This window comes from Streptomyces sp. MMS24-W38 (assembly GCF_059889265.1).
Window position 1 is genome coordinate 3363009 of record NZ_JCBCPP010000001.1, and the last position, 13085, is coordinate 3376093.

General features: G+C 72.8%; 9 protein-coding genes, 4 tRNA genes and 1 other RNA gene. 6 read left to right on the plus strand and 8 right to left on the minus strand.

Going from position 1 to position 13085, the window contains the following annotated elements; translation table 11 throughout:
- Positions 1-10: 10 nt before the first annotated feature.
- A tRNA-Ser gene (locus AC6F7H_RS14130) sits at positions 11-98 on the minus strand.
- A 72-nt stretch (positions 99-170) separates the two neighbouring features.
- Between AC6F7H_RS14130 and ffs the strand changes: the two genes are divergently transcribed.
- The 6 genes from ffs (at position 171) to AC6F7H_RS14160 (ending at position 8734) form a co-directional block, all read left to right on the plus strand.
- An RNA gene (gene ffs, locus AC6F7H_RS14135) (signal recognition particle sRNA small type) lies at positions 171-269 on the plus strand.
- A gap of 72 nt (positions 270-341) precedes the next feature.
- The gene (locus tag AC6F7H_RS14140; protein ID WP_500757352.1) at positions 342-2618 is read left to right on the plus strand and encodes a DNA polymerase III subunit gamma and tau; all 2277 of its coding nucleotides are present in this window, start codon (positions 342-344) and stop codon (positions 2616-2618) included.
- A gap of 126 nt (positions 2619-2744) precedes the next feature.
- On the plus strand, positions 2745-3998 hold the full coding sequence (purD, locus tag AC6F7H_RS14145; RefSeq protein ID WP_500757353.1) for a phosphoribosylamine--glycine ligase: 1254 nt from the start codon (positions 2745-2747) through the stop codon (positions 3996-3998).
- 294 nt (positions 3999-4292) lie between these two features.
- Entirely contained in the window at positions 4293-6170 is a 1878-nt protein-coding gene (locus AC6F7H_RS14150) for a M48 family metalloprotease (RefSeq protein WP_500761809.1), read from the plus strand.
- A gap of 218 nt (positions 6171-6388) precedes the next feature.
- Positions 6389-7669, plus strand: coding sequence for a N,N-dimethylformamidase beta subunit family domain-containing protein (locus tag AC6F7H_RS14155; protein WP_500757354.1), 1281 nt, complete (start codon positions 6389-6391; stop codon positions 7667-7669).
- Between the two features lie 165 nt (positions 7670-7834).
- On the plus strand, positions 7835-8734 hold the full coding sequence (locus AC6F7H_RS14160; protein WP_500757355.1) for a phosphoribosylaminoimidazolesuccinocarboxamide synthase: 900 nt from the start codon (positions 7835-7837) through the stop codon (positions 8732-8734).
- A 44-nt stretch (positions 8735-8778) separates the two neighbouring features.
- Here AC6F7H_RS14160 and AC6F7H_RS14165 read toward each other — a convergent pair.
- The 7 genes from AC6F7H_RS14165 to AC6F7H_RS14195 form a co-directional block, all read right to left on the minus strand.
- Positions 8779-8851 (minus strand) — tRNA-Gly (locus tag AC6F7H_RS14165).
- A 23-nt stretch (positions 8852-8874) separates the two neighbouring features.
- Positions 8875-9504, minus strand: coding sequence for a response regulator transcription factor (locus tag AC6F7H_RS14170; protein ID WP_109376455.1), 630 nt, complete (start codon positions 9502-9504; stop codon positions 8875-8877).
- Positions 9501-10817 (minus strand): sensor histidine kinase, encoded by a 1317-nt coding sequence (locus AC6F7H_RS14175; RefSeq protein WP_500757356.1) that lies wholly within the window; start codon positions 10815-10817, stop codon positions 9501-9503. The genes AC6F7H_RS14170 and AC6F7H_RS14175 overlap by 4 nt, the downstream gene beginning before the upstream one ends.
- A 1-nt stretch (position 10818) precedes the next feature.
- A complete protein-coding gene (locus AC6F7H_RS14180; RefSeq protein ID WP_500757357.1) occupies positions 10819-11658 on the minus strand; it encodes an ABC transporter permease in 840 nt (279 codons plus the stop codon).
- A complete protein-coding gene (locus AC6F7H_RS14185) occupies positions 11655-12641 on the minus strand; it encodes an ABC transporter ATP-binding protein (RefSeq protein ID WP_500757358.1) in 987 nt (328 codons plus the stop codon). The genes AC6F7H_RS14180 and AC6F7H_RS14185 overlap by 4 nt, the downstream gene beginning before the upstream one ends.
- A 159-nt stretch (positions 12642-12800) precedes the next feature.
- Positions 12801-12873: transfer RNA gene (locus AC6F7H_RS14190), tRNA-Gly, on the minus strand.
- Positions 12874-12953: 80 nt separating this feature from the next.
- Positions 12954-13025: transfer RNA gene (locus AC6F7H_RS14195), tRNA-Gly, on the minus strand.
- Between the last annotated feature and the right edge of the window lie 60 nt (positions 13026-13085).

A 13085-nucleotide genomic window follows, 5' to 3' on the forward strand; every position in this document is an offset into this window, starting at 1 on the left:
GGTGAGGCACTGGCGGAGGATACGAGATTCGAACTCGTGAGGGGTTGCCCCCAACACGCTTTCCAAGCGTGCGCCCTAGGCCACTAGGCGAATCCTCCGGCAGGAACATTACATGACCGAGGGGAGTGCTCGCGAACTCGTTCCCTCCCCGCGACATGAGGTAGCCTTTGCGCAGCCCCTCACGCGGCGCTATCTGACTGAACTCCCCCAGGGCCGGAAGGCAGCAAGGGTAGGTCGGCTCTGGCGGGTGCGTGGGGGGCGTTCGCGTTTCCGGCCCCGCACGCGCGGGGGCGTCCCGAGGGCGGGGCCCGATGTCGGTGGGCGCCTATAACCTCGTAGGTGTGTCGTCTCTCGCGCTGTACCGCCGCTATCGCCCGGAGTCGTTCGCCGAGGTCATCGGGCAGGAACATGTCACCGACCCGCTGCAGCAGGCGCTGCGGAACAACCGGGTCAATCACGCGTACCTGTTCAGCGGTCCGCGAGGCTGCGGCAAGACGACCAGCGCGCGCATCCTGGCCCGGTGCCTGAACTGCGAGAAGGGCCCCACGCCGACGCCGTGCGGCGAGTGCCAGTCCTGTCAGGACCTCGCGCGCAACGGGCCGGGCTCGATCGACGTCATCGAGATCGACGCCGCGTCCCACGGTGGTGTGGACGACGCCCGTGACCTGCGCGAGAAGGCGTTCTTCGGGCCCGCCCACAGCCGGTACAAGATCTACATCATCGACGAGGCCCACATGGTCTCCCCGCAGGGCTTCAACGCCCTGCTCAAGGTCGTCGAGGAGCCTCCGGAGCACCTGAAGTTCATCTTCGCGACCACCGAACCCGAGAAGGTCATCGGGACGATCCGGTCGCGTACGCACCACTATCCGTTCCGGCTGGTGCCGCCCGGGGTCCTCCGGGACTACCTCGGCGAGGTGTGCGACAAGGAGAGCAGCCCCGTCGAGGACGGCGTGCTGCCGCTCGTCGTGCGGGCCGGTGCCGGATCCGTGCGTGACTCCATGTCCGTCATGGACCAGTTGCTCGCCGGCGCCGGGCCCGACGGTGTGACGTACGCCATGGCCACCTCCCTGCTCGGGTACACCGACGGTTCGCTGCTCGACTCCGTGGTCGAGGCGTTCGCGACGGGGGACGGCGCGGCGGCCTTCGAGGTCGTCGACCGCGTGATCGAGGGCGGCAACGACCCCCGGCGGTTCGTCGCCGACCTGCTCGAGCGCCTTCGCGACCTGGTGATCCTCGCCGCGGTCCCGGACGCCGCCGAGAAGGGGCTCATCGACGTCCCCGCCGATGTCGTCGAGCGGATGCAGGCCCAGGCCGGTGTCTTCGGTGCCGCCGAGCTCAGCCGCGCCGCCGACCTCGTCAACGAGGGGCTCACCGAGATGCGGGGCGCCACCTCGCCCCGGCTCCAGCTCGAGCTGATCTGCGCCCGCGTGCTGCTGCCCGCCGCGTACGGCGACGAGCGGTCGGTCATGGCCCGCCTGGACCGGATCGAGCGGGGCGTGAACTTCTCGGCGGGTGGTCCCGCCGCCGGCATGCCGGCCATGGGGTACGTGCCGGGGGGCGGTGCCCACGGGGGAGCCGAGGGCGCCCCGGTGCCGCCGGGGGGCGGTCCGGCCGCGGCTCGGGCCGCGGCACGGGGGCAGGTCCCGCCCTCGCCCTCGCCCTCGCCCTCGCTCTCTTCCTCGCCGGTGCAGCCTCCGGCTCCGGTGCCTCCGGTTGCCGTGCCTCCGGCTCCGGCTTCCATTCAGCCCCCGGCTGCGGCTTCGGCGGCTCCGCCCGCTGCGGGGCCGAGCGAGCCCGCCCCCGGTGCGCCCGCCCCGGGGGCCTGGCCCACCGCGGCCTCCGCCGGAGGCGGGCGCCGGCCCGGCGGCTGGCCCACGGCCGCGGCGGCGGGCGGCGGGCGGCCCCAGGCCGCCGCTCCGGGTGCTCCCGCTCCCGCCTCCGCCCCTGCGCCCCAGGTGCCCCAGGCGGGCCCCGGGCCCTCCGGGGGCGGTGGCGGCGGGCTCGATCCCCGCGTGCTCTGGCCGAACATCCTTGAGGTGGTCAAGAACCGCCGTCGGTTCACCTGGATCCTGCTCAGCCAGAACGCCCAGGTGACCGGTTTCGACGGTACGACCCTCCAGATCGGCTTCGTGAACTCCGGCGCGCGGGACAACTTCCTGAGCAGCGGCAGCGAGGACGTGCTGCGGCAGGCCCTGGGTGAGCAGTTCAACGTGCAGTGGAAGATCGAGGCCGTCGTCGACCCGTCCGGGGGCGGCGCGGCGGTTCCGGCCCCCGGAGGCGGCCGGAGCGGCGGGGGCGCTGCGGGCTACGGCGACGGTGGTGGTGGTTACGGGGGTGCCGGCGCCGGTCAACGCTCCGGGGCCGCCCAGCCGTCGGGGACGTCCGGCCCGTCCGGTCCGTCCGGGTACGCCTCCGCGCAACAGGCGTCCCCCGTGCCCGCTCCGGCACCGGCACCGGCGCCCCGGCCCTCCGCTCCGGAACCACCGCCCCCCGTCTCCCCCGAGGACGACGTCCCCGAGGAGGACGACCCCGACCTGGACGAGTCCGCCCTCTCCGGCCAGGAGCTGATCGTCCGGGAGCTGGGTGCGACCGTGATCGAGGAACTCATGAACGAGTAGACCCGAACGAGTGGACCCGGACGAGTGGAGCGGCCGGACGGATTGGAGGAACGCACGAACCCGTCCGCCCCGGCCCTTCGGAAGCCCGCACAAGGCGAACGCCGCCGGTCCCGTTAGGCTGGCCCCGTGAAGGTCCTCGTCATCGGCAGCGGTGCCCGCGAACACGCCCTGTGCCGTTCTCTGTCCCTCGATCCCGACGTCACCGCGCTCCACTGCGCCCCAGGCAACGCCGGTATCGCCGGGGTGGCCGAGCTGCACCAGGTCGACGCCCTGGACGGCGCGGCCGTGTCCGCGCTGGCCGCACGGCTCGGCGTGGACCTCGTAGTGGTCGGCCCGGAGGCCCCCCTCGTCGCCGGTGTCGCCGACGCCGTGCGCGAAGCGGGCATCGCCGCCTTCGGCCCCTCCAGGGAGGCCGCGCGGCTCGAGGGCTCCAAGGCCTTCGCGAAGGACGTCATGGCGGGTGCGGGCGTGCCCACGGCACGGTCGTACGTCTGCACCACCCCTGCCGAGACCGCCGCCGCCCTCGACGCCTTCGGCGCTCCCCACGTCGTCAAGGACGACGGGCTCGCCGCCGGCAAGGGCGTGGTCGTCACCGATGACATCGAGGTGGCCAGGGCGCACGCCGACGCCTGCCGGCAGGTGGTCATCGAGGAGTACCTGGACGGCCCCGAGGTCTCCCTCTTCGCCGTGACCGACGGCGAGACCGTGCTGCCCCTCCAGCCCGCCCAGGACTTCAAGCGCGCGCTGGACGGCGACGCGGGCCCCAACACCGGCGGCATGGGGGCGTACTCCCCGCTGCCGTGGGCCGATCCGAAGCTGGTCGACGAGGTCACGCGGTCGGTCCTGCAGCCGACCGTCGACGAGTTGCGGCGGCGCGGTACCCCCTTCTCCGGTCTGCTCTACGCCGGTCTCGCGATCACCTCGCGCGGTGTGCGCGTGATCGAGTTCAACGCCCGGTTCGGCGACCCCGAGACACAGGTCGTGCTGGCCCGTCTGAAGACCCCGCTGGCCGGGCTGCTGATGGCCGCCGCCACCGGCGGTCTCGCCGACCTGGAGCCGCTGCGCTGGAGCGACGACGCCGCCGTCACGGTCGTCGTCGCCTCGCACAACTACCCCGGCCCCCCGCGCACCGGCGACCCGATCACCGGCCTGGACGAGGTCGTCGCCCAGGACGCCCCACACGCGTACGTGCTGCACGCGGGGACGAAGCAGGTGGGCGACGAGATCGTCAGCGCAGGCGGCCGGGTGCTGTCCGTCACGGCGACCGGCGCGGATCTCACCGAGGCCCGCGACCGTGCCTACCGCGCGGTCTCCCGCATCCGCCTCGACGGCTCCCAGCACCGCACGGACATCGCGGCGGAGGCGGCCAAGGGCGCATGAGCCCTCGCGGACACCGATGAACCCCATGGGCCCCGATCCGCCTCAGGATCCGGGGCCCGAACTTTGCCGTCCGTCACTCACCTTTGCCCTGAGCCATTCCATCGAGTGACCGATGCGCCATCCGGCTGACGAGGGCCGGGGCCCCAACTAGGGTGCCGCGCAAGCGTTCCGGCACGCTCCGGCACTTGGCTCACCGGCATTGCGATGTCAGTGACGGGTGTCACAGTGGGGGGAGTGGGCAACGCCAGGAGAGCGTCAGGACCGTCGGGAGGGGGGTGAGGCAGGGGCATGAGCATGAGCGGAGGTGGCATGGGCAGGGATGCGGGCGCGCAGTCGGCGCGTTCACGGGCGCTCGCGGTACTCCGCCTGCGCAGCAGGGCACTGGCCGTCGCCCTGCTGCCCGCGGCCGTCGCCGTGATCCTGCTCGTCGGCGGCTCCACCGGCCATTTCGTCGGCACCGGCTGGGACGCCGTCCGCTGGACGCTCACGCCGCTCGCGGTGCTGGTCCTGCTCGCCGCCGCCGGAGTCGCCCTGGTCGTCGCCCGTGCCCGGCCCGCCCTGAGCCCGACGGTCCCGATCGCCGAGGGGGCGGCCCCGGACCTGTACCGGATGGTGCGCGACCTCGCCGACCGGCTCGACGTTCCCGTTCCGTCCGCGATAGCGCTCACCCCGGACTGCGACAGCTGGCTGGAGGACCGCACCCACCCGGCGCACGGCCCCCCGCCCGTCGAGGAACACGGCGACACAGCGGGCTCGGGCCGGCCTCCGCACCGCCGGACGACCGTCGCCGCGCCCGTGCTGGTGATCGGCTCCCCGTTCCTGTGGTGGATGCGTGTCGGCGAGTTGCGCGCGGTCCTCGCCCCGGTCGTCGCCGGTACGGGACCCTCGGCGCACCCGGACATAGCCGCCGCCCGGCGTTTCGTCCGGGGCCTCGACGCGGCGGTGGCCGTGGCCTCGGAGCCTCGGCGCGGGCCGGTGTGCCGGGCGGTGTTCGCGGGCGTCGGCTGGGTCGCGCGGTCGTTGTTGCGCGGCTGCCGGGTGCACACCGCCGAGATGGAGCGCGGGGTCGCCGCGGCGGCGGCCGATCGCGCCCAGGCCGTGGACTACGGGCTGAGGATCGTCGCCCAGGAACAGGTGGGGCTGGCGTACGCGGGCTGGGACCGGCTGCTCACCCGGGTGGCGCTGCCCGCCTGGCGGATGGGCCGCTGGCCCTCCCGGCTCAACGCCGGGGTGGTGGCCGCGCTCACCGAGCTGTCCCGCCGGGACCGGCTGGCCGAGGGGTTCGCCTCCCGCCTCGGTGAGCGTCCCGCCTGCGACCTGCTCGAAGAGCCCGGCGCGGTGGACGAGGCCACCTCCCTCCTCGCCGCCCGCCTCTTCCACGGCGGTCCCGCCGGGAGTGGGCCCGAGTGGTCGCCCGTCCGCTGGGGCGACTACCCGGAGGAGGTCGTCGACCGCAAATGGCGTACGGACGCGGCCCGGCTCCACCGCGTTCTGGACGCCCTCGGCGTACGCCCCGCCGACAGTGGGGAGGGCCTGGGTTCCGACGGCCCGACCCTCTCCCGCGTCCTCGACCACCTGACGGACCCGGTGCCGGTCCCGCGCGCGGAACCGCCCGTACATGCGGGACCGGAAAACGCCGACGCCGACGCCGACGCCGTCGACTACGGCGAGGACCCCGACGACGAGGACCTCGCCGGAACCACCCCGCGCAGTGCCGCCCTGGCCGCCCGGATCAGTGCCGAAGTGGCCCGCGAGGGCGCCGCGGCCACCGAGCGGGCCGCGTCCGCGTCCATACTCGCTTCCGCGTCCATACCCGCCTCCGCACTCACCTCGGCCGAGAGTGCTCCGACCGTTCCCCCCGCACCGGCCGACCCCGCTTCCCTCTGGGACGACAGGGCGCTGCCCCTGCTCCCCCTCCAGCCCCCGCGCACCGGCCGCGAACTGCTCGCCGACCACATCATGGCGATGGTCTGCTGCGCGGCCATGGACACCGCGGGCGCGACCCCCGGGCTCGACTGGCTCGACGGCCCGGCCCTTTTCATCGGCGGCGTACGTGTCACGGACCTCCCCGCCCAGGTCATGACGCTGATCGAGAACGGCGATCCCGTGGCCCTGCGCCTGTGGCTGACCCGGCAGGGCATACGCCCGGAGAAGCCCGTACGACTCGTCTGAGTCGAACTCCCCACCACTCCCGCCCACCACCACTCCCGCCCATCGCCCGGAGTTCCGGCTTCCGCTTTTGACCGGTTCGCGACGAAGGGTGATGGAATATGCGCCCCATGTGATGTGCTTGGCCTGTTCGTGCTCCGTGACCAGGGCTTGCGGCATACGACAAGCGCATTGCCGACCGCCGGCAATGGGGCCGACGGGGCCGGGGGAGGGGAGCGACCATGGGACCGGAGCAGGGCCGCCGCCGGATCGAGGGGTTCAGTTCCACCGGCGGGGTGGCACCCGGAGGGACGATCGACTTCCACGTCTCCGTCGACCCACCCCAGGAGTTCGGCGTCGAGGTCCACCGCGTCGGCCACTACGACGGGCGGCGCACCGCCCGGATCACGTCCGGTCCCCGCCTGGCAGGCATCGCGCAGCCGCCGCCGCTCACCGCCGACCGTACGGTCTCCTGTCACCACTGGTGGCTGTCCTGGCGGCTGCGGGTCCCGTCGGACTGGAGCGTCGGCGCCTACGTGGCCGTCCTGACCACCGCCGACGGCCGCCACCGCTCCCACGTCCCCTTCACGGTGCGCGACGACCGTCCGGCGGATCTGCTCCTGGTGCTGCCCGACATCACCTGGCAGGCCCACAACCGCTACCCGTGGGGCGGGGACGGACAGCCGCTCGACGAGGCCGACGCGGCGACGACCACCGTCTCCTTCGACCGCCCGTACACGGGCACCGGCCTGCCGCCGTACGGCGGTCACACCTATGACGTCATCCGCTGGGCCGAACGCTACGGCTACGACCTCGCCTACGCCGGCGCCGGCGACCTGCACGCCGGCCGGGTCGATCCCACCCGCTACCGAGGGATGGTCTTCCCCGGCCCCGACGTGTACTGGTCCCAGGCCATGCGCGACAGCGTGGAACACGCCCGCGAGTACGGCACCTCCCTCGTCTTCCTCTCCGCCCGCACGATGTACGGGCAGGTGGAGCTAGCCCCTTCCCCGTCCGGAGCCCCCGACCGTCTGCTGACCCGCCGCAGACGCCGGGCTCCGGAACGCCGAGCGCCGGAACGCAGGACTCCGGGCAGACCGTCGCTGTGGCGGGAGTCGGACCGCGCGGAGCAGCAACTGCTCGGCATCCAGTACGCCGGTCAGGTCCCCGCACCGCATCCGCTGATCGTGCGCAACGCCGACCACTGGATGTGGGAGGGGACGGGGGCGGCCGAGGGCGACGGGATCGAGGGGCTGGTCGCGGTCGGGGCCGACCGTTACTTCCCGCGCACCCCGCTGCCCGAGCACGAGGAGCGGGTCCTGCTCGCGCACTCCCCGTACACCGACCGGGCGGACGGCGGACGGCACCAGGAGACCTCCCTCTACCGGGCGCCCTCCGGCGCGTGGGTCTTCGCGTCGGGGACGCTCGCCTGGTCCCCGGCCCTGGACGGCCCCGGCCGGAGCGATCCCCGCATCCAGCGCGCCACGGCCAACCTCCTCGACCGCATCTGCAAACACGACTGACCTGACCGGCTCCGGCCCGTGGGCCCCGCGGCTGCCCCCGAGCGGCGGGGGCGGCTGTTCGTACGGGACAATTGGCGTCACTGTCCCGCCGTCTCCCACCGCCACCCCTCGCGAGCGGAGCGAGCCCCGCGGGTGTCCTGCTGTTCCGAGCCACGCGGAGGAACCGTGTCCGGATTCGTCGAGAAGCCCGAGCCGATCCAGGTTCCGGGCCTGGTGCATCTGCACACCGGAAAGGTGCGCGAGCTGTACCGGAACGAGGCCGGCGACCTCGTCATGGTCGCCAGTGACCGCATCTCCGCCTACGACTGGGTGCTGCCGACCGAGATCCCGGACAAGGGCAGGGTCCTCACCCAGCTCTCCCTCTGGTGGTTCGACCAGCTCGCCGACCTGGTCCCGCACCACATCCTGAGCACCGAACTCCCCGCGGGCGCCCCCGCCGACTGGGCGGGCCGCACGCTCGTCTGCAAGTCCCTGCGGATGGCCCCCGTGGAGTGCGTGGCCCGCGGCTACCTCACCGGCTCGGGTCTCGCCGAGTACCGGGAGTCCCGTACGGTCTGCGGTCTCGCCCTGCCCGAGGGCCTGGTGGACGGATCGGAACTGCCGGCCCCGATCTTCACCCCGGCCACCAAGGCCGCCGTCGGCGAGCACGACGAGAACGTCTCCTACGAGGAGGTCGCCCGGCAGGTCGGCGCCGACACCGCGGCGCGGCTGCGGCAGGCCACCCTCGCCGCGTACACCCGTGCCCGGGACATCGCCCGCGACCGGGGGATCATCCTCGCGGACACCAAGTTCGAGTTCGGCTTCGACGGCGACACCCTGGTCGTCGCGGACGAGGTGCTCACCCCGGACTCCTCCCGCTTCTGGCCGGCCGATCAGTGGGAGCCGGGCCACGCGCAGCCGTCGTACGACAAGCAGTACGTGCGGGACTGGCTGACCTCCGCCGAGTCGGGCTGGGACCGCGCGAGCGAGCAGCCCCCGCCGGCGCTGCCGCAGCACGTCGTCGACGCGACCCGGGCGAAGTACGTGGAGGCGTACGAGCGTTTGACCGGCATGAGCTGGAGCTGAGGCAACGGCGAAGGCCCCGGTCGATGACCGGGGCCTTGGTGCGGAGCGGACGACGAGGTTCGAACTCGCGACCTCAACCTTGGCAAGGTTGCGCTCTACCAGCTGAGCTACGTCCGCGTTGCGCCGTGGCGCGAGGCCAACTATACCCAACCTCGCTCGCGGGCGAGGCGTACCGCGGCATGACGGTTCTCCGCACCGAGTTTCGACGCGGCCGACGACAGATAGTTGCGCACGGTCCCCTGGGACAGCGCGGCCCGCTCCGCGATCTCCGCCACGGGCGCCCCGTCGGCCGCGAGTTCCAGCACCTCGGCCTCGCGCGCGGTCAGCGGCGAGTCACCCGCGGCGATCGCGTCGGCGGCCAACTCGGGATCCACGTAACGGTTTCCCGCGTGCACCGCGCGGATGATCTCCGCGAGGCGCTGTGCGCTGACGGTCTTGGGGACGAAGCCGCGCACACCCGCCGCGAGCGCCCGCTTCAGGTGCCCGGGCCGCCCGTGGCTGGTCACGATCAGCACCCGGCAGCCGGGGAGTTCCGACCGCAGAGATGTGGCGACGTTCACGCCGTCGGCGCCGGGCATCTGCAGATCCAGTACGGCGACATCGGGGGCGTGCGCCCGAGCCATCGCCAGCGCCTCCGGACCGGAGGCCGCCTCGGCGACGACCAGGAGGTCGTCCTCCAGGGACAGCAGCGCGGCGAGCGCGCCCCGGATCAGATGCTCGTCGTCGGCGAGCAGCAGCCGGACGGGGTGCGCGGGCCGAGGTGTCGTCATGGCGTGACCTCGCTCACGCTCGTGCGGGGCGCGGGCGACGCGGTGGACTCCCCCGAGGGGAACGTTTCCCAACCGGCGGCCGACGGCGACGGGACCTCGGCCGTCAGCAGGAACCGTCCGTCCCCGGCCGGGCCGGCCCGCAGGGTCCCCCCGATCTCGGCCAGCCGCTCCCGCAGCCCGACCAGCCCGGACCCCCGGCCCGAGCCGCCGTTCTCCGGTGCACCGTCGTTCTCCACCGTCAGTACCGTCCGCCCCTTCAGCACCCGTATCCCCACTGCGCACCACCGTGCGTCCCCGTGCCGCAGCACGTTGGTCACCGCCTCCCGTACGACCCAGCCCAGCGCGGACTGCACCTGTGCCGGGAGCCCGGTCGTCGAACCGGTGACCGTGCAGTCGATGCCGGCCGCGTCCAGGACGCCCCTGGCACCCGCGAGTTCGCTGCCCAGGTCGGCATCGCGGTAGCCGCGGACGACCTCGCGCACCTCCCGCTGCGCCTCGTGTGCCAGCCGCTGCACCTCGACCATCTGCGTCACCGCCTCCGGCCGCTCCCGCTGGGCCAGCTGGACGGCCAACTCGCTCTTCAGCGCGATCACGGCGAGGTTGCGGCCCATGACGTCGTGCAGATCCCGCCCGAACCGCAGCCGCTCCTCCGCGACGGCGAGCCGGGTACGGGTCTCCCGGGCCTCGTCGAGTTCGTACACGGCGTTGAGCAGCCAGACAGAGAAGACCGAGGTGAAGGCGACGAACCCGCCGCCGAGCAGCATCATCACCGCGAAGAGCAGCGCGGCCGGGGCGGGCATGCCGAAGGGCAGTGACACCAGTCCCGCGCCCACCGCGAAGCCCGCCACCCAGCCGAGCACCCGCGGCCGGCTGCGCACCCCGAGTGCGACGATCCCGACGCCGAAGGACGGGACGAACATCAGGATCCCGACGACCGGTTCGGCGACGTCGCGGTCGGCCGGCCCGTGCTCGGCGATCGCCACGGCCGTCACCGTGACGACCGCGGAGACGACCCCGAGCGTCCACAGCAGCCGGAGCGGCTGCTCCCGCTGCCCGCGCACCCAGTCCAGTGCCCGCGAGCCGGTCACGGCGCACAGCGCGCAGTGCACGGCGATCACGAGCAGCAGTGGAGCGGCGAGCCTCGGCCCGAGGTGCTCGAACCGCCCGATCAACGGGCCGCCGGCCGCCACGAACTCGACCAACGCGAAGGAGTGGAACGACCACCGGGTGTACGTCTCCACCTTGGCCGGGGTGCTCTTGCTCCCCCACCAGCCGCCCGGCCCGCTCGTGCCCCCGCCTCCCGCCGCCGGCATGTCAGCGCCTCGGTTCCCAGCGGAACCACCGGCGGACGGCGAACACCGACAGCAGTGCCCAGGCCGCGCCGGTCGCCACGGCGAACAGCGTCTCGGAGCCGGACAGGTTGCCGGTGAAGCCGCCGCGCAGCAGGGTCACGACGGGGGTGAGGGGCAGCAGTTCGCAGAAGGAGGCCAGCCGGTCGGGCAGCACCTCCAGCGGGACCATCATCCCGGAGCCGAGCATCGACACCATGAGCACCGGCATCGCGGTGACCTGCGCGCTCTCGGTGGTCCGGGTGAAGCCGGCGGTGACGGCGGCGAGTGCCGCGCACAGCCCCAGGCCCAGCAGCAGCCCCAGTACGGACAGATGGACGGCCTGCGGCGCGGTCACGTCCAGGAGCAGCGCGCAGCCCACCGCCAGCAGCAGCGACTGCACCAGCCCGGTGACGACGGCCGGGAGCGAGGCCCCGCACAGGATCTCGGCGTCCCGCAGTTCCCCGGTGCGCAGCCGCTTCAGCACCAGTTCCTCGCGGCGGGTGACGAAGACGCTGACGAGCGACGTGTAGACGGCGAACAGCAGGGAGAAGCCGATCGCGCCGGGCAGGATCACCGCGCCGAGACTGAGACCCACCTCGTCGAGGTCCATCCCGTCGGCCGCCGAGTACAGGCTGAGCGGAAGCACCAGCGGCAAGAAGAGCGCGGCGAAGAGCGTGCCCCTGCTGCGTCCGAGCAGCGTCAACTCGGCTCGGGCGAGGGCCCGCATGCGTCCCACGGGGGTGCTGGCCGAGGTGTTCCCGCCGCTCGCGGCCCCGGCCGTTCCCCCGGTCGCCCCCTTGGTCGTGCTGACCGTCCCGCTCATGCCGCGTACTCCTTTGCCGTGGTGGTGCTCTCCCTCTGCTCGAGGGTTTCGCGTGCGGAGGCTTCCCGGGCTATGCCCAGGAACGCCTCCTCCAGTGACGCCGAGCGCACGTCCAGTCCCTTCAGTTCCACACCGGTCCGCTCCGCCCACACCAGCAGGCCCGTGGCCGCCCGTTGCAGCTCACGGGTGTGCAGCCGGATGATCCGTCCGTCCAGTTCGTGCCCGGTCACGCCCAGGTCGTCGAGCGGCGGCAGGTCACCGGGGAAGTAGCCGTGGGGCAGTTCGAAGGTGATCCGCGACGGCTGCGCGGCGGTCACCTCGGCGGGGGTGCCGGTGGTGGCGATGCGCCCCTTGTGCATGATCGCGAGGCGGTCGGCCAGTGCCTCGGCCTCCTCGAGGTAGTGGGTGGTCAGCAGCACGGTCGTGCCGTTGTCGCGCAGGGCCCGCACCAAGCGCCAGGTGTCGCGGCGCCCTTCGGCGTCCAGGCCGGTCGTCGGCTCGTCGAGGAACAGCACCTCGGGGTCGCCGAGCAGCGCGAGGGCCAGGTCGAGGCGGCGCCGCTCACCCCCGGACAACTGCTTGACCCGTACGTCGTCCTTCCCGGCCAGTCCGACCAGCGGCAGCACCTCCCGCGGCGGACGGGCCCCGCTGACGGAGCCGGCCCACATCCGCGCGGTCTCCATGACGGTCAGGTCGGAGGGGAAGCCGCCTTCCTGGAGCATCACGCCGGTGCGAGGCCGTACCACGGCGCGGTCGGTGTACGGGTCGTGACCGAAGATCCTGACCTGTCCGCCGGTCGGTACCGCGAGGCCCTCCAGCAGTTCGACGGTGGAGGTCTTGCCCGCGCCGTTGGTGCCCAGCAGCGCGAAGACCTCCCCGCGCCGTACGGAGAAGCCGATCCCGCGTACGGCCTCGAACCCGCCCTTGTACACACGGCGCAGGTCAGTGACCTCGATCACGTGTTCATGTTCGTTTCCTCGCATGCTTCGATCATTCAGGATCAATCGGCCAGGCAGCCGTGCGGGCTGTCATCACTGGGGGTGACAAATGTCAGAACGGTGCCGGGCCGTCCCGCACGGGCACCGAGAGGGGTACGGCGACACGAAAAGACCCCGGTCCGATGGACCGGGGTCTGATTCCCGAGCGGACGACGAGGTTCGAACTCGCGACCTCAACCTTGGCAAGGTTGCGCTCTACCAGCTGAGCTACGTCCGCATTGCCTCCGACCAGCTTTCACCGGTCGGTGCGAGCACCAGCCTACCTGATCGAATGCGCCGATCGGTACGGCCAAGCAGAGCGGGTGACAGGAATCGCACACTGCGCCTTCCCCCTGGAAGGGGGATGTTCTACTACTGAACTACACCCGCATGTACTCCGTGAGCTGGGCCTTTCGGCCTGGCCTCGCGGTGTGCTCCAGACTCTAGCTG